The following is a 16653-nucleotide window of genomic DNA, read 5'->3' as shown; positions in this document are numbered from 1 at the left end:
TTATATCCATTCTTGAGTATCCCACTAGGTAATACCCATCGCTGAATGGGTGCTTATTTCGAGTCTGGTAGCAGATGGTGTAGAATGCTTGCCATGTTTTCAAGCCCATTTGAGGAGACCCCCGATATGACACGCGAGCAGGTTGAAGCCGTACTGAAAGGCATTAAAGACCGTTATTTGGAACAGGACATCGTAAGCCTGCACCAAGTGAAAGACATCACCACCGACAATGGCAAAGTAGCCATACATATTGTGCAAGGTTATCCGGCAGGTAGCTACCGCGATGAACTCGCCGCCGAAATCAAAGCTGCATTGGCTGCGGCAGGCGTTGCCGATGCTGATGTCAGTGTTACCACCCAAGTCGCTGCTCATGCTGTTCAGAAAAGCGTAAAGCGCAAAGACGGCATCAAAAACATTATCGCCGTCGCGTCCGGCAAAGGTGGCGTAGGCAAATCCACTACTGCGGTCAATCTGGCACTGGCATTGAAAGCCGACGGCGCAACTGTTGGTATGTTGGATGCAGACATCTACGGCCCTAGCCAACCGCGCATGTTGGGTATCAGTGGTCAACCGGAATCGTCCGACGGCAAAAGCCTAGAGCCGATGCAAAACCACGGCATCAAAGCCATGTCCATCGGCTTTTTGATCGAGGAAGATACCCCGATGATCTGGCGTGGGCCGATGGTCACACAAGCGTTGGAACAATTACTCGGCGATACTAATTGGGGGGATTTGGATTACCTCGTGATCGACTTGCCACCTGGCACAGGCGACATCCAGTTGACGCTTTCCCAGAAAATTCCGGTTTCTGGTGCAATCATCGTCACCACCCCGCAAGACATTGCTTTGTTGGATGCCCGTAAAGGGCTGAAAATGTTCGAGAAAGTCGAAGTGCCTATCCTCGGCATCGTCGAAAACATGAGTATGCACATTTGCAGCAACTGCGGCACGGTTGAGCACATCTTCGGCGAAGGTGGCGGTCAGCGCATGGCAGAACAATACGGCGTGAACTACCTCGGTGGTTTGCCGTTGGATATTAAAATCCGAGAACAAGTCGACAACGGTAATCCGACTGTCGTGGCTGACCCTGATGGTGCAGTGGCGAAAATCTACAAAGATATTTCGCGCAAGGCGGCAGCACGTCTGGCACAGAAGGCTAAGGATTACAGCACGAAGTTCCCGTCTATTAAGATCATGAACGTGTAAAACGTTGTGCGTTGAGAGCGTAATTAAGCCGTGGTATCTGCCACGGCTTTTTTGTTAGTATTCGGCACGTCCCTTTATATGAAGAACAATCCATGCTGAAACGAATTCCAACGCTATTCTCTGCCGCCGTACTGCTGCAAGCTTGCGCCAGTGGCGTTCCCGGTGTCATCGAGCAACCGAAAATTTCCATCGAAAACATTTCCTTGCAGGATATTTCCCTGACGCAAGGCACTGCCTTGGTGACATTGAATGTTGCCAATCCCAATGCGTTCCCGATTCCCTTGCAGGGTATCCAATACGGTTTGAGCTTGAACGGGCATCCGGTTGCGAGTGGTGATCAAAATCAAGGTATGAGTATTGGCGCACGTCAGGAAATGCCCATCAATATCCCCGTCAAGTTAGATTTCATGCAATTGCTGCAACTCGCACCCGAAGCGATGAAGACGCGTAGCCTGCAATACGATTTAACGGGGGCGGTGAAATTGCCGTTTATCAGTGTGCCGTTCCAACGCCAAGGCGGGGTAGGAGTGCGTCAATGAGTATCAAATCTGACCATTGGATTCGCCGTATGGCAGCCGCAACGAACATGATTGAACCGTTTGAGCCAGGGCAAGTGCGTTCTGTGAATGGCGAAAAAATCGTATCTTACGGCACATCCAGCTACGGCTACGATGTGCGTTGCGCCAATGAATTCAAGATTTTCACTAACATTAATAGCACGATTGTCGATCCGAAGAATTTCGATGAGCGTAGTTTCGTTGACTTTGTGGGTGACGTGTGCATCATTCCACCCAACTCGTTTGCCTTGGCACGCACGGTGGAATATTTTCGCATTCCACGTAGCACACTGGTCATTTGCCTTGGAAAATCGACGTATGCAAGAACAGGAATAATCGTGAATGTAACGCCTTTAGAACCGGAATGGGAAGGGCATGTTACCTTGGAATTCTCGAATACGACGACGCTACCCGCAAAAATCTACGCCAACGAAGGCGTGGCGCAGATGCTGTTCTTCGAGTCGGATGAGGTTTGCTCCACGTCCTATAAAGATCGTGGTGGCAAATACCAAGGGCAAACGGGCGTTACCTTGCCGAAGACGTAGCCATTCAGCAAGGCAGTATTATTTGTACGACCAGACCGCCTTTGGCACGGTTTTTAGCAATAATGCTGCCTTGGTGAGCAATAATGGCGCTAAACCATAACCTTCATGGCTATTGCTGTTTGCCGGAGTGCTGAGGTGGTACCTTGATCTTCCACATAAATTTTCAGAACTTTGGGCGAAGCATAGCCCAATACACGCAATAGCACCATGCTGATCGGTGGTGTGTGATGGATAGCATTGCGCAGCAAATTTTCTAAAGCACGATATAATAATTCGGCATTTCCCGGAATCAGATAACCCTCATCGGGTAAGTCGTGGATGAATTGTATACGCCGTTGTAGCGCAAGCGCTTCAAACTCGACGCTTGCCGTCAATGTTTGCAGTAGTAAGCGTATGTCCACAAAGCCATCCATATCGCTTGATACACCGGCTTCTAGGCGTGCCAGTGTGAGTAGTGAGCGTAACTCATGCGAAACATCGTGTAAAAGCCGTTGTTGTAATGTCATCAGGTGTTGTTGATTTTCCACTAAGCTTTGCAGTTGTGTCGCCATGTAATCAAAGCCTTTGCCCAAATCTGCCAATTCATCGCGCCGCGCTCCAATATCTTGCGCGACGCGCCGGGTCAAGTCGCCTGTTGCAACTGTTTTTGACTGTTGGAAGTAGTGGCATAGGCCACATCTTTCCAGCTACGGGTCGATATTGCAGCGGCTGTCGTTGTTCCTGTGGTGGTATCAGTGGCGGTCGCTCCCGCTGTCGTCAGCGTACTGCTCGAACTTCCTCCGCAGGAAGCTAAGAACATACTGGTTAATGCGACAGCAAACACTACTTTAGCCCATGATGGTAAATGGATGTCGGTCATGACTATTTCCTCTTTGAATAAACAATGTTCAATAAAAAGCAGTGAGCATTATTTGTTCCAAAGGACAAGATCATGAAGCATTGTTACATTTCTTTACACACGCACGCCCGTTCCGCTAACTTCCCAACACATGGCTGACCTTGCCTAAAACCTAACGTTACAAGACCCGGATCAGGCGGCTGTATTCGGGTCTTGCTGCCATTCATCGCCGATAATGGTTTCCCGATAACCTCGCCAACTGGCATAACCAATGATTGGCAAGGTGACGACAAAGGCGAGAAACAGTGTCAGAAAGCCCAGCAACACCGACCCCAAAATGATCAGCGCCCATAGCAACATGGCAACCTTGTTTTTCAGAACAGCATTAACACTGCTCAGCACGGCGGTAATCGCATCCACCTCCCGATCCATGATCATAGGCAGGGAAAACACGCTAGCGCAGTAAACGACCAAGGTAAACAGCAAACCCACCACAGAGCCGATGATCAGAAACGTCATTAATTCCGAGGGATTAGGGCTTCGTGCCATCGGTAGAAAAATATTGACGATGGCGGCGGCTCGCGCCCAGACCAAGAAAATAACCAACAAGGCAAAAGCAAACACCATCTGATTGCCGAGACGTTTCCTGCCCTGTGTCAGGCAAAACCCGATGCGTGGTTTCATGCCGCGATCCAGTTGGCAACTGACGGAATACAAATCCATCGCCAGCGCGGGGCCAAGAAATACAAAGGCTGCAAACAAAACGATGAGCATAGTAAAACTGCCCACTTCCCATGACCACAAGGCAATCAGCCAACTGGCGAGCATAAAGATCGCCCCGTATGCCATGCTCAGGAGCGGCGCTTGCTTAAAATCCTGAAAACCCTGTTTCAGCCAGCGCAGGGGGGCAGTTGGGGAAATTTGGCGGCAGGGGGCAATAAACGGTCGTAAGCGGACGCTTGCTGTGGCTTCAGATTCATGAGTGTTATTATTGGTTTCTTCTGTTGATGACATGGCGAAATCCTCCTCTGGTTTCTATGGAAGAGAATACACCAGAAATAAGCGATTCGTTGATTTAGTGGGCTGCTAGTTTGCCTAATACGTGGCTGACTGCGACCAAGGCAAAACTCGCCGTCACCGTTGTCACCGAGCCAATCCCCCCCGCGCAACTCAAATCACACACGCTTGCACTCTCCGCCCGCTCAGGCAAAGTCATCGCTTCTTCCGACCACACGGCAGGCACGTCAAAGCGGCGTTTGGGATTGCTGCTGAAACCGTAATGCTGGCGTAATTCCTTACGCACTTTGGAGAGTAACGGGTCTTGCAAGGTTTTGGTCAAATCGGTTAGACGGATTTTGGTCGGGTCTTTTTGCCCACCCGCGCCACCGGCGGTAATTAAGCGGATTTTGTTGCGGCGGCAATACGCAATCAGTGCCGCTTTGGTGCGGGCATTGTCGATGCAATCCAGCACGTAATCGAATTCGGGTTTGATGAGGCTCGCAAGATTGTCCTTGTCGACAAAATCTTCAACGAGATGTAATTGGCAAGCAGGATTAATATCGAGGCAACGTTCCCGCAATACGTCAATTTTGGCACGTCCAAGCGTGCTGCCAAGCGCAGCTAACTGGCGATTGATGTTGGATTCGGCAACGTTATCGAGGTCGATCAGCGTGAGTGTGCCAATACCGCTACGTGCCAAGGCTTCGACCGCCCAAGAACCCACACCACCCACACCAATCACGCACACATGCGCAACAGTGAAGCGGTTAAACGCCGCCTCACCGTAAGTGCGGATGATGCCGCCAAACCGACGGCTAACATCCATCTCCATCATTATGCAGCGTAAGGATCGCGCAAAATAATCGTCTGGTCGCGGTCAGGCCCAGTCGAAATAATGTCGATAGGTGTTTCTACCGCTTCCGCCAAACGCGCCAAATACGCCTTGGCATTCGCTGGCAACGCATCATAACTGGTCACGCCAAACGTCGATTCTGTCCAGCCCGGCATGTCTTCGTAGACTGGTTCACAACGCGCAAATTCATCGGTATCAACAGGTGGAACATCAATGATATTGCCGTCCAGCTTGTAGCCTGTGCAAATCCGTACCGTTTCCAAACCGTCTAGCACGTCCAGCTTGGTAATGCACAGCCCGCTGATGGAGTTGATGTGCATGGCGCGGCGCAAAGAAACCGCATCGTACCAACCACAACGGCGCGGACGACCGGTGGTAGAACCAAACTCATTACCTTGCTTGGCAATGTAAGCACCTACGTCATCAAACAACTCGGTCGGGAATGGCCCTGAACCCACACGGGTGGTGTAGGCTTTGGTGATACCGAGGATGTAATCAAGATTACGAGGACCAATACCCGAACCCGTGCAAGCGCCGCCCGCCGTGGTGCTGGAAGAGGTCACAAACGGGTAAGTGCCGTGGTCAATATCCAGCAACGTGCCTTGCGCACCTTCCAACATCACGTCTTTGCCCGCTTTGCGCAATTCAGCCAAACGGTTCGGAATGTCGGTAATCATCGGCTTGATGATTTCTGCCATTTGCATCGCTTCGGCGAGTACTGCATCGGCGTTAACCGTGTCGCACTTGAAGTAATGTTCCAGCATGAAATTGTGGTATTCCATGATGCCGCGCAGTTTGGTTTCAAACTGTTCTGGATTCAGCAAATCGCCAACGCGCAACCCACGGCGGGAAATTTTGTCTTCGTAAGCCGGGCCAATGCCGCGCCCCGTCGTGCCGATGGCTTGTTTGCCACGCGCTTTTTCACGCGCTGCATCCAGAGCAACGTGGTAAGGCAGGATCAGTTGGCAGCTTGCGGAAATTTTCAAACGGTCACGCGCCGGAACGCCACGCGCTTCCAGCATTTCAATTTCTTTGAGCAGGGCATCAGGAGCGACCACCACGCCGTTGCCGATCATGCACTCCACGCCTTCACGCAAAATGCCGGAAGGGACTAAATGCAGCACGGTTTTTTCACCGTTGATGACCAACGTGTGTCCGGCATTATGCCCACCTTGAAAACGTACTACGGCGGAGGCATTTTCAGTCAGCAGATCCACGATCTTGCCTTTGCCTTCATCACCCCACTGCGTGCCCAATACAACGACGAATTTTCCCATGTCAGTCTCGCTCAAATATGCCAAAAGGTGTTAGTAAAGATTAAACAGCCACGACGTTCCAGTGACCGTCTTGCTGAATGATGTGTTGGCTGCAACCCAATGCTGCCGCGTCATGTGTTTGCCCGTTCAGCGCACGGATAACCCGTTGCTGTTGATTGCGCAATGTCCGAATCAGTTGTTCCAGTGCCGCATCTTGTACCGCTGGGGCAAAAATACTGGCGTTGCTCGCACGTTGCTTCTGTGGCAGGGCAAACGTTGCCAAGGTACGCAAATCGGTGCTGAAACCGGTGGCAGGGCGGGTGCGCCCAAAGGCTTCACCGATGCCGTCGTAACGTCCGCCGCGTGCGACTTCTCGCCCTATGCCCGATGTATAAACACCGTACACAATGCCAGTATGGTAGTCGTAACCACTCAATTCAGCCAGATCAACATGAATCTTGCAGGCGGGGAAGTGTGCGGTAATCCGTGCCGTCAAAGTGCGCAAATAGGTGAGTGCATTCTGCACATCAGGATGCGCATTCGTGAATAAGGACGCGGCTTGATCCAACACGTCCACGCCACCATTCAAGCGTGGCAATTGCTGCAAGCACATGCTGATGTCGGCGGGTAAGTGGGCTGTAGCGAGCCAAGCATCAATTTCCGGCAGCGATTTGCGTACCAGCATGTCGTAGAAATGGCTTTCCTGTTGCGCGGTAAAGCCAGCTTCGCGGGCGAGTGTGCGGAAAATGCCAACGTGACCAATGTCTAGCAACAGGTCGGGAATCTGGCAATGTGTCAGGGTTTCCAGCAATAAGGCCATGACCTCGACATCGCTATCCAGCCCCGCGTGACCGAACAGTTCCGCACCCACTTGCAGGGGCGAACGTGAACCGTCGTGGAAACTGCGGGTGCGCAATACCGTGCCCATGTAGCATAGGCGATTCGGCTGTTCGGTTTGCAATTTGTGGGCATCAATCCGCGCAATTTGCGGGGTCATGTCGGCACGTACTCCCATCATGCGCCCGCTCAACTGGTCGGTCAGCTTGAAGGTTTGCACATCCAGATGCGTGCCATGCCCGGTACGCAGCGATTCCATGAATTCTACCAGTGGCGGCATGACCAAACGGTAGCCCCACGTAGCGTAAAGATCGAGTAAGCGGCGGCGTAATTGCTCCAGCGCTTCCGCTTCATCGGGTAATGCTTCGCTGATGCCATCAGGAAGTGCCCAATATTGGTGAGTATTCAGCATGGTTTGTGGCTAATCGGTCAAAAAGAGCAGTAGGATACCAGCAATTACACCTACCAGACCAATGGTTCGTAAGGTTTTGTCCGGTAATTCGAGCAATTCGCGGTAGGCTTGTTTGAGGCGGGAGGGGCTTAAGAATGGCATAAGCCCCTCCAGTATCAGCAGGAGGGCGATAGCATTGAGCAAATCGTTCCAGTTAAACGCCACAGGGTGGGTTTACTGCGCTGTTGGTTTTTTGAAGTAACGGAAGAACGCTGAGTTGGGTTCTAGTACCATGACGTCGCCGTTTTTACCAATCGAATTACGGTAAGCCGTTAAGCTACGGTAGAATGCGTAGAATTCCGCATCCTGTTGGTAAGCACGCGCATAGATGTCGGCAGATTTAGCATCGCCCTCACCTCGGATAGTTTCCGATTCCTTGTAAGCTTCCGCTTTAGTAATCGTGGCTTCACGGTCAGCAGTGGCTTCGATTTTGGCGGCTTCTTCCTTACCGCGTGAACGGAAGTCTTGAGCAACGCGTTTGCGGTCAGAGCGCATCCGTTCGTACACGGAATCGCTCACGGTATCGGGAAAGTCGATACGGCTGACACGCACGTCCACGATTTCGATACCGAGCTGTTTAGCGACTTCGTTGGACTTGCTTTCCAAGCCTTTCATGATATTGCCACGTTCAGCCGACAGTGCCTGTTCAATAGTGCGACGGCTGAATTCGTTACGCAGACCGTCTTTCATGAGCTGTTCCAAACGGTTTTCGGCATCACCGATGCGCCCACCGCCGGTAGAGCGGTAAAACGCGGATACGTCTTGAATGCGCCATTTCACGAAGAAATCCACGGTAACGTACTTTTTCTCACCCGTCAGGAATTGCTCCGGTTTGGAGGTGAGGGTTTGGATACGTGCTGGAAATTTACTGACCGTGTTCACAAACGGCAGGCGGAAATGTAGCCCCGGTTGCAGATCGGCATTCACGATTTCACGGAATTTGAACAGAATGGCTTTTTCACGTTGATCGACGGTGTACAACGTATTCGCCAATACCACTGCAACAAGGCCAACCACGCCGACCACTATATTTTTCATTTCCATTAGCGGCTCTCTCTAATGTTAGGTTGACGGCTAGGCTCGCTATCGCTGGGTACGGCAGCGGCATCAGGTGCAGTAGTAGCAGGGGCAGCAGCAGGCACTTCACCGTTGTTGGCGGCTTGTGCGGCTTGCGTCGCCATAGCAGCAGCGGTGGCGGCGCTCGTGGTTGCATCGGTTTTGATGCCGAGTTGATCCAACGGCAGGTACATCAGGTTATTGCTATTGCTGCTGTCGATCATGACCTTGCGGCTGGAAGACATCACTTGTTCCATCGTCTCCAAATAGAGGCGTTCACGGGTAATCTCCGGTGCTTTGCGGTATTCGCCTACCAACTGGGTGAAACGTGCTGCGTCACCTTCGGCTCTGGCAACTGTCTCTTGACGGTACGCTTCGGATTGCGCTTTCACCCGTGCTGCTTCACCGCGTGCTTCAGGCAGGATGCGGTTGGAATAGGTTTCCGCTTCGTTTTTGTAACGGTTGGAATCTTCCCGCGCTTTGTTGGCTTCATCGAAAGCTGCTTTGACTTCTGCTGGGGCTTCCGCGTAAGTCAGGTTGACGGTGATGACTTGCAAACCAATTTTGTAGCTATCCAATACTTGTTGCATTTGCTTTTGGATGTCACCAGCAATTTGCGCCCGTCCTTCTTTGAGGATGAAGTCCATGTCATTGCGCCCTATAATTTCACGTGTAGTGCCGCGCAAGACTTGGTACAACGTGCCTTCGCTGGATTCGGCGGTGGACATCGAGTCAGGGTTGAGGACGTTAAACGCGTACTCTTCAGCACTACGCACTTTATATTGGGCAGACACGGCAATTTCGACGATATTTTCGTCTTTGGTGAGCATGGTGCTGCGGTCTTGAGCGCTGCGGTTTAACTCAACTTCGACCACTTCTACCGTTTCGATAGGGTAGGGCAAACGCCAGTGTAAACCTGCGCCTGTGGTGGCTTGATATGCGCCAAACCGCAAGACCAAGCCTTGTTGCCGCGCATCAACCGTGTAAAAGCCGGATAGCAACCAGCCAATCACCAGTAAACCTGCCAGTAAAATAATGCCTTTACCGCTGTTATTATCCGATCCGCTACCACCGCCCGAACCACCAAACAATTTACCGAGTTGTTGGTTCAGTTTACGGATCAATTCTTCGGGATCATTGCCACCTGATCCGCGCTTTTTGCCAGACCAAGGATCTTGTTGATTCCCACCCGGTTCGTTCCAGGGCATATGTCAGCTCCTAACAGAAAAAATTCCAGCGCGAAGCATAACAGATTCGGAAAGCCAGTTCCCAACTCACCTTTTAAAAAAGGGTGTTGAAAGGCGCATAAAGTTTTATACATTAAACTTATGATTAATATTGTATATTTGATTAATAACGTGATGGGTATCATAGTATTTAAGCAAGATCAGCTATAATATCGACCAACACAACCCTAAGTGTCACTATTTTGGATCACACCGCATGTCTGACGAATTCATTGCTCGCCAGATGCAGGGTATTTTTTACCCTGCTCATCAACATCACGTATTTCATCGTCTGAATCTGGAATATTTGAGCGCCTTACAGACCATGCAGCCGCACGCTATTGAGCGTTTGCTGGCAGTGGGAATGCGCGGTAACTTGCAAGCCGCAGGCGATAACGCCGCGATTCTGCCGAGTTTACACCCGCAGTTGGCATGGCAAGCCAATACGTTGTTTACGCAAAGCACGGCGCTGTCACGCGATAAAGCACAGTTGCGTAAGCAATTGCTGACGGCAAGCCAAGGCAATTTCACCTTGTATCGGGCGGGCATGGGCGCAGATTTTGCGAGCAAACAGCTCTCCGAAGCCTTGGTGGTTTCTGCACAAGATACGCCGCAACGCGTGGCATTAGCGGAACGGATGCTGACAGATGCCTTAGCCGTGAATGATCAGAACTACCGAGCGCATTTTGAGTTGGGTTGGTTGTATCTGTTTTTACTGGATAAATTACCCGAAGCTACGTTTCATCTGGATAAGGCAGCACAACAAGCGCAAGCGAGTAATCCCACGTTTGCACACTTTGCGCGGCGGCATTTGGCGGATGCGTGGTACGGCTTGCAAGCCTTCGGTAAAGCCGCTGAGATTGCCTTGAGTGTCGTGCCGCACAGTGCGCAAGGTGATTTGGAAGTGCACTACGAAATGTCGCGTTATTTGGCAGCGGCTGGTGATACCCAAGCCGCTGCACAGCAATTGGCGCAAGTGGTTGGGCGTTCCTCGTTGTATTACGTGCAAGCACAAGTCGAACCGGATTTTATTGGCAAGCCCGCGCTGATGCAGGTGCTAGACGACTTACGCAGCGTGCGGGTACAACGCATTCAGCATTACGTCCACGCTAATTGGCAGCAGAACGCGCTGGCGAGCTTGCCGCTGCCTGATCAAATTGATTCCGGTGAATTATTCAAAGAAGTGGTGGAACGTCACGAGCACGTCATGACGCATTTGCCGTATGTCACCTTGAGCCAGCGCGAACAGCAAATCGGTGATCGTATTCTTGCCGCATCCGAACAACGCATTATTCGCGAAGTGCAATTGCGTTCGCGCCATTACGAACAAGTTGCTGAAAAAGAGCGACAACGCTGGTCGTGGGTAAATCAAACGGGCGGTGCGTTACTGCATTTGTCGATCATTCTGTTACTGGCATCCTTGATGTTTTACTTGCTGCGTTTTGTGCTGGATGTACTGGGCATCGGCAATTTGTTGCTTGCCGATGCATTGGTGAGCAATATCTTGGGCAGTATGTTGCTATTGGGCAGCGCGGGCATCACACTGCTCCAATTTGTACCGTGGGGCATGAAGAAGCTGCTCTTGAAGCAGGTAGAACTGGATAATACCGTTAGTTTCCTGAAGTCTTCTTCCTAACCACCCACAGGGCAGGCATCAGCAAACCGATCCAGTTCAAGTCAACCATACCTGCGCCGCCCGGATAATTGGCGCGGGGGTTGCTCAATTGCGTGACAGGTGCGTGTGCGTAAGGTGGCGGCGCAAATTGCTGAATCCAGCTTGCGTAATTGGCAACACGTGTGTAAATGCCGTACTTACCGGGCATCGCGCAGCCTTCGCCCTGACTAACAATCCCAATCTGGCGGTAGACACCGTTCTGTTGCACCATCAAGGGGCCGCCACTATCACCGACGCAGGCATCGCGTCCGCCTTGTGGATAGCCTGCACACAACATGCTGGCTTGGATTTTACCGCCGTAAGAGCTGGGCGCGTTGCACACCTCATTCGGGACAATGGGCAGTGCGACTTGTTGCATTTGATTGGGGTAATTGCCGGGATAGCCATTATTGGCTTTGGCAGTGCGAGCACCCCAACCGACGACGGTGGCAAGTGTTCCAGGCGGTGGATTGTCGGCATACACTGGCATGGTTGCCCCTTCTAGTGGTGCTTCCAGCATCAGCAAGGCGAGGTCATTGACGCCATTGCTCATATTGTAGCCGGGGTGAACCACGATACGTTGGATGCGCATATGTCGCCCATTCGGTGAATCCAGCCCGGTTGCCCCTGAGAACGTAATCAAATCCGGTGAGCCGTATTCATAATACAAGCCTTCGGCTTCACCTTTGATGCAATGCGCGGCGGTGAGTACCCACATCGGGTGAATCAGGTTGCCCCCGCACAGTATTTGCCCATCCCGTGCGGTTTTGATGGCAACCACGGACGGCCATGCGTTTTGTCCCACCGGATTACCGTTTACAATACGCATGGTTAGGTCTTCAGCGCTTGCGGGTTGCAGGTGCAATAGCAAGAAGCAGAGTAGCCCCAGTAATTTATACATTCTTAAATCCCCTGTTAACGTTATCATCTAGCCCAACGATTACGACCACGAAATTTCAAAAAATACTGCACACGGATGAAAAATTGTTATGAGTTTTCTATTAATAACCGGTAACGCCACCTTGGATATTGTCAATGTGGTTGATCATTATCCACAGGAAGATGAGGAAATGCGGGCTGAACAGCAATGGACGGCAACAGGTGGCAATGCTGCCACGATGGCGAAAATCCTTGCGGCTCAGTTACACCGTTGTGATTTTGTGGGTGTCATTGCGACAGATGCCGCTGGGGATTGCATTGCCGCGACCCTGACGGAAAAATCAGTAGGCTTGGACTATGCGCCGCGTTTGACGGGAAAATCTCCTGTTTCCTACATTACCCTGAACCAGCAAAACGGTAGCCGCACGATTGTGCATCACCGTGCTGTGGAGGAATTGATGGCAGATGCTTTCTGCCAGATTCCGGTGGAACGTTACGATTGGTTGCACTTCGAGGGGCGCAATGTCGCGGAATTGGCAAAAATGTTGGCGTATGCGCGGGAGAATATCATCGATCAACCCATTTCCTTGGAAATCGAGAAAGACCGCGAAGGGTTGGAAGCACTGATTGAACAGGTGGATTTGGTGATGTTTTCGCGTGCCTATGCGCATAAGCAGGGATTCATGGATGCGGAGATTTTCTTGCGTGATCGTCAGGAAAAGCACGGCAAGGTGTGGATGACGTGTACGTGGGGTGAGCAGGGCGCGTGGGCAATTGATCAATTGGGGGAGGTGTTTCATGCACCTGCATTACGGGTGAACGTGGTGGATACTTTGGGGGCGGGGGATGTGTTTAACGCGGGTTTGGTACACGCGCTGGCGACGGGGCAGTTGTTGGAGGAAGCCTTGCACCATGCCGTGAAAATGGCGGGGCGCAAGGTGGCAGAGCAAGGAATCGCGCTTTAATTACACAGAAATAAATCCAATATTCCCCTATAATCTTCCTATAATACTTTCCTAGGAAATATAGGCATGAAAACGGTTAACGTGAGTAGTTTAAAGAACAACCCCAGTGAAGCTTTACGATTTGCGCACGATGGCATGGTGCTGGTGATGAATCGTGACCAGCCCGATGCTTTGATGGTGGGCTTGAATCAAACGGGTGGAATATTGGATATGTCTGGGGTACGGGCTGCATTGGCAACGTCATTGTTCAAAGATGGGGCATTGTCGTTGGCACGTTCTGCGCGGTTGGCGAACATGGTATTGGCGGATTTCATTGTGCATGTGTCACGGTTGGGTATACCTGTTATTAATCAAACGGCTGCTGAAGTTGACCGTGATATGGATACGCTGGATCAATGGCTCTCGTTGTAATTTCCGATGCCAGTCCATTGATTGGGCTGAGTATCGTCAATGGACTGACGTGGTTGCCCTTGTTATTTGGTGAGGTTTGGATACCCACTGAGGTCTACCGCGAGGTATTGCCTAGCAAACCAGCACGGGGTAAGGCAGATATTCAAGCAGCATTGGATGCAGGTTGGTTGAAAGTATGGGATCAAGCGTTTCCCGCATTGGCTGGTCTTGATCTGGATGAAGGTGAAAGTGCGTGCATTAGCTTGGCACTGGATCATCCTCTTCCCGTTCTCATTATCATGGACGAACGCGCCGGACGAGCAGTTGCACAAGAATACGGGTTACAGGTCATTGGTACTGCTGCGATTATTGGCAGAGCCAAACAACACGGGCTGATTGCTTCTGCCCGTGCGGTGTTTGATGTGCTGCACCAGTCTGATTTTCGCATTTCCGCCACTGTAATTAAGCAAGTGCTAGCGCGGGTGGGGGAATAAGCGGTTAATCTGTTGCTGTTTGTCCGTTATCGCGTAGTGCGTAGAAATCCCGCACAAACGTTTCAAACGTCCCCGCCGCAATTGCCTCACGAATCCCACGCATCAATTCCTGATAGTAATACAGGTTGTGAATGGTATTGAGGCGGGCGCTGAGAATTTCCCCGCATTTATCCAAATGCCGCAAGTAACTACGCGAATAATTCTGGCAAGTGTAACAGCCGCACTGTTCATCAATCGGGCGCGTGTCGTATTGGTATTGGCTATTGCGGATTTTCAGCGTGCCGTAGCGCGTGAACAAAAAGCCGTTGCGTGCATTGCGGGTGGGGATAACGCAATCGAACATATCCACGCCACGCTTGACCGCTTCCACGATGTCTTCCGGTTTGCCAACCCCCATCAGGTAGCGCGGTCGGTCGGCTGGTAATTCGGGCAGGGTGCATTCCAGCACTTTGTCGCGTTCGTCTTTGGGTTCGCCGACCGATAAGCCGCCAATCGCGTAACCGTCAAAGCCAATCTCCAGCAAGCCGTGCGCGGACACCTTGCGTAATTCCTCGTACATCCCGCCTTGCACAATGCCGAAGAGCGCGGAAGGATTGCCTTCATGTGCGTCTTTGCTGCGTTTTGCCCAGCGTAACGACAGCTCCATTGAATGGCGTGCTTCGTCGGGTGTTGCGGGGAAGGGCGTGCATTCGTCGAAAATCATTACGATGTCAGAGCCGAGGTCGCGCTGCACTTGCATCGACGATTCGGGGGTCATCAGCACTTTGCTGCCATTCACGGGGGATTGAAAACGCACGCCTTCTTCGGAGATTTTGCGCATTTCCGCCAGTGAAAACACTTGAAAGCCGCCGGAATCGGTGAGGATCGGTTTTTCCCAGTGCATGAAGTTGTGCAAGTCGCCGTGCAATTTCACGATGTCCGTACCGGGGCGCAGCATCAGGTGGAAGGTGTTGCCGAGGATAATTTCAGCACCCATGCCTTGCAGTTCTTCGGGGGTCATGGCTTTGACCGTGCCATACGTGCCTACAGGCATGAAGGCGGGGGTTTCTACCGTGCCACGCGGGAAGGTTAAGCGCCCACGGCGGGCAGCGCCGTCGGTGGTGAGCAGGTCAAACTGCATGTGAGACATCGGTTTTCCTTACAGCAAGGGGGTTAAAGGGCAATGTGGGCAGAGTGTACCCATCATTGCCCCTTTTTTCCATGCTGCTACTGCACCTTGCAGCAGCCTGACACAACCTTGCTGTTATTCAGCACCGCAGTGACGCTGTAGGGGTAACTCATATCGGACATGCCATCGCTGCAACTGTTCACCTTTTGCATGAAAGCTTGGGTGTTGTTAGTGCCTGATGCCCCGCCGATCACCGCGATGGTGGTATTGTTCGCGGACGTTTGGCGGAACGTCACCGGAACGCTGTATCGTGGGCCATCCATCATATTGACGATGAGGTTGGTATCGCTGATTTCCACACTCCAGAAGGGTTCTGTGCCGCTGCACACCAATTTGTTGGCGGATGGCTTTGCGGGAGGCACAACGACCTTTGGGGGCGGCACGGTGAGTGGGCGCGTCGTGACGGGCTTGGTGGGTGTTGTGGCTGTTTGACCTTCCGCTAACAAATAGCGTTTGCTGACCCAACCACCGACCCCGTTCCAATACACTTTTGCCCAGAGTGTGCCACTGACCTTTTTTTCTTCGCCGGTGGTGACGATGCCCTGACCGTTGAATGGAATTCTGCCCGTAATCGCATTGCTGACACCCGCATCGCTGCGCATATTCAAGAACTCACCGGATTGTACGCCTGTGACCCCATACACATCCGTGGCGGCGTGGACGCTGGCGACGCTCAAGGTCAATGCCAGCGCCATTGTTGAGAAAAATGAAAACGCTTTCATGGTATATTCCTTCAATCCTTTATTACCTTACGCTGGTTTATCATTTTTCGGCAGGTTTGGGTAGCGTGATGTAGGACGGTACTTTTATGGGCGGCACAATAATAGCACGCGGGGTGATTGCTCGCGGGGTGAGTGTTGTGATTGGTGCGGCGGGTTTTGCCGGAGTGGCTTTGCGCGGTGTGACGGCGGGTTTTGCCGGTTTTGCTGGTGTCACCGTCGCTTGTTTACCTTCGGGCAATAAATACTGTTTGTTGACCCAGCCGCCGACACCGTTTGAATAAACCTTTGCCCAGATCGTGCCATTGACCTTTTTTTCTTCGCCCGTGGTGACGACACCTTGCCCATTAAATGGAATTCTGCCGGTAATCGCATTGCCCGTGCCTGCGCCACTGCGCATATTCAAAAATTCACCAGACGGTACGCCGGTGACGACATACACATCGGTAGCAGCGTGTACGGGAGCGACGTTTAAGGTCGTTGCTAAGGCGATTGCCGAGAAGAATGAAAACGTTTTCATGATGAAGTCCTGTGTCATTGATTGTTAGCCTGCCTTTAGT

At 51.8% G+C, this 16653-nt stretch carries 20 protein-coding genes; 7 read left to right on the top strand and 13 right to left on the bottom strand.

Features of this window, described 5'->3' with window-relative positions:
• Positions 1-126: 126 nt before the first annotated feature.
• The 3 genes from apbC (at position 127) to dcd (ending at position 2308) form a co-directional block, all read left to right on the top strand.
• Positions 127-1206, top strand: a complete 1080-nt coding sequence (gene apbC / locus J1836_RS14130) for an iron-sulfur cluster carrier protein ApbC (RefSeq protein WP_207251776.1) — start codon at positions 127-129, stop codon at positions 1204-1206.
• Between the two features lie 92 nt (positions 1207-1298).
• Complete coding sequence (locus tag J1836_RS14125) at positions 1299-1745, top strand: LEA/WHy family protein (RefSeq protein WP_207251774.1); 447 nt, start codon at positions 1299-1301, stop codon at positions 1743-1745.
• Positions 1742-2308, top strand: coding sequence for a dCTP deaminase (gene dcd / locus J1836_RS14120; RefSeq protein WP_207251773.1), 567 nt, complete (start codon positions 1742-1744; stop codon positions 2306-2308). The genes J1836_RS14125 and dcd overlap by 4 nt, the downstream gene beginning before the upstream one ends.
• A gap of 89 nt (positions 2309-2397) precedes the next feature.
• Here dcd and J1836_RS14115 read toward each other — a convergent pair whose 3' ends face one another.
• The 9 genes from J1836_RS14115 to hflK form a co-directional block, all read right to left on the bottom strand.
• Entirely contained in the window at positions 2398-2934 is a 537-nt protein-coding gene (locus J1836_RS14115; RefSeq protein ID WP_207251771.1) for a sensor histidine kinase family protein, read from the bottom strand.
• Entirely contained in the window at positions 2931-3167 is a 237-nt protein-coding gene (locus J1836_RS14110; protein WP_207251770.1) for a hypothetical protein, read from the bottom strand. Before J1836_RS14110 ends, J1836_RS14115 begins: the two co-directional genes overlap by 4 nt.
• Positions 3168-3338: 171 nt before the next feature.
• On the bottom strand, positions 3339-4160 hold the full coding sequence (locus tag J1836_RS14105) for a DUF2189 domain-containing protein (RefSeq protein WP_207251768.1): 822 nt from the start codon (positions 4158-4160) through the stop codon (positions 3339-3341).
• 61 nt (positions 4161-4221) lie between these two features.
• Entirely contained in the window at positions 4222-4971 is a 750-nt protein-coding gene (locus tag J1836_RS14100) for a tRNA threonylcarbamoyladenosine dehydratase (RefSeq protein WP_242632858.1), read from the bottom strand.
• Positions 4972-4979: 8 nt separating this feature from the next.
• Entirely contained in the window at positions 4980-6275 is a 1296-nt protein-coding gene (locus tag J1836_RS14095) for an adenylosuccinate synthase (RefSeq protein ID WP_207251765.1), read from the bottom strand.
• A 40-nt stretch (positions 6276-6315) separates the two neighbouring features.
• On the bottom strand, positions 6316-7503 hold the full coding sequence (locus J1836_RS14090) for an ATP phosphoribosyltransferase regulatory subunit (RefSeq protein WP_207251763.1): 1188 nt from the start codon (positions 7501-7503) through the stop codon (positions 6316-6318).
• A gap of 9 nt (positions 7504-7512) precedes the next feature.
• The gene (locus J1836_RS14085) at positions 7513-7707 is read right to left on the bottom strand and encodes a DUF2065 domain-containing protein (RefSeq protein WP_207251762.1); all 195 of its coding nucleotides are present in this window, start codon (positions 7705-7707) and stop codon (positions 7513-7515) included.
• A 9-nt stretch (positions 7708-7716) separates the two neighbouring features.
• Positions 7717-8580, bottom strand: coding sequence for a protease modulator HflC (gene hflC / locus J1836_RS14080; RefSeq protein ID WP_242632856.1), 864 nt, complete (start codon positions 8578-8580; stop codon positions 7717-7719).
• Positions 8581-8585: 5 nt separating this feature from the next.
• A complete protein-coding gene (gene hflK / locus J1836_RS14075) occupies positions 8586-9806 on the bottom strand; it encodes an FtsH protease activity modulator HflK (RefSeq protein WP_207251758.1) in 1221 nt (406 codons plus the stop codon).
• Between the two features lie 235 nt (positions 9807-10041).
• Here hflK and J1836_RS14070 point away from each other — a divergent pair, with 235 nt between their 5' ends.
• Positions 10042-11460 (top strand): tetratricopeptide repeat protein, encoded by a 1419-nt coding sequence (locus tag J1836_RS14070; protein WP_207251757.1) that lies wholly within the window; start codon positions 10042-10044, stop codon positions 11458-11460.
• Here the strand turns inward: J1836_RS14070 and J1836_RS14065 are convergent.
• A complete protein-coding gene (locus J1836_RS14065; protein WP_207251756.1) occupies positions 11435-12379 on the bottom strand; it encodes a serine protease in 945 nt (314 codons plus the stop codon). The genes J1836_RS14070 and J1836_RS14065 overlap by 26 nt on opposite strands.
• An 88-nt stretch (positions 12380-12467) precedes the next feature.
• Here J1836_RS14065 and J1836_RS14060 point away from each other — a divergent pair, with 88 nt between their 5' ends.
• The 3 genes from J1836_RS14060 (at position 12468) to J1836_RS14050 (ending at position 14206) form a co-directional block, all read left to right on the top strand.
• Complete coding sequence (locus J1836_RS14060) at positions 12468-13322, top strand: PfkB family carbohydrate kinase (protein WP_207251755.1); 855 nt, start codon at positions 12468-12470, stop codon at positions 13320-13322.
• A gap of 66 nt (positions 13323-13388) precedes the next feature.
• Positions 13389-13733, top strand: coding sequence for a UPF0175 family protein (locus tag J1836_RS14055; RefSeq protein WP_207251754.1), 345 nt, complete (start codon positions 13389-13391; stop codon positions 13731-13733).
• Positions 13718-14206: a PIN domain-containing protein gene (locus tag J1836_RS14050; protein WP_207251753.1), complete on the top strand. Its 489-nt coding sequence runs from the start codon at positions 13718-13720 to the stop codon at positions 14204-14206. The genes J1836_RS14055 and J1836_RS14050 overlap by 16 nt, the downstream gene beginning before the upstream one ends.
• Before the next feature lie 4 nt (positions 14207-14210).
• Here the strand turns inward: J1836_RS14050 and tgt are convergent, their stop codons facing one another.
• From tgt to J1836_RS14035, 3 genes are all read right to left on the bottom strand, one after another.
• Positions 14211-15326: a tRNA guanosine(34) transglycosylase Tgt gene (gene tgt / locus J1836_RS14045; protein ID WP_207251820.1), complete on the bottom strand. Its 1116-nt coding sequence runs from the start codon at positions 15324-15326 to the stop codon at positions 14211-14213.
• Positions 15327-15412: 86 nt separating this feature from the next.
• Positions 15413-16096 (bottom strand): SH3 domain-containing protein, encoded by a 684-nt coding sequence (locus J1836_RS14040; RefSeq protein WP_207251752.1) that lies wholly within the window; start codon positions 16094-16096, stop codon positions 15413-15415.
• Between the two features lie 40 nt (positions 16097-16136).
• Complete coding sequence (locus J1836_RS14035) at positions 16137-16613, bottom strand: SH3 domain-containing protein (RefSeq protein WP_207251751.1); 477 nt, start codon at positions 16611-16613, stop codon at positions 16137-16139.
• Positions 16614-16653 lie beyond the last annotated feature (40 nt).

The organism is Thiothrix fructosivorans (assembly GCF_017349355.1).
GTDB classification, from domain to species: Bacteria; Pseudomonadota; Gammaproteobacteria; order Thiotrichales; family Thiotrichaceae; genus Thiothrix; species Thiothrix fructosivorans.
This window is presented reverse-complemented; position numbering and strand designations above follow the sequence as displayed.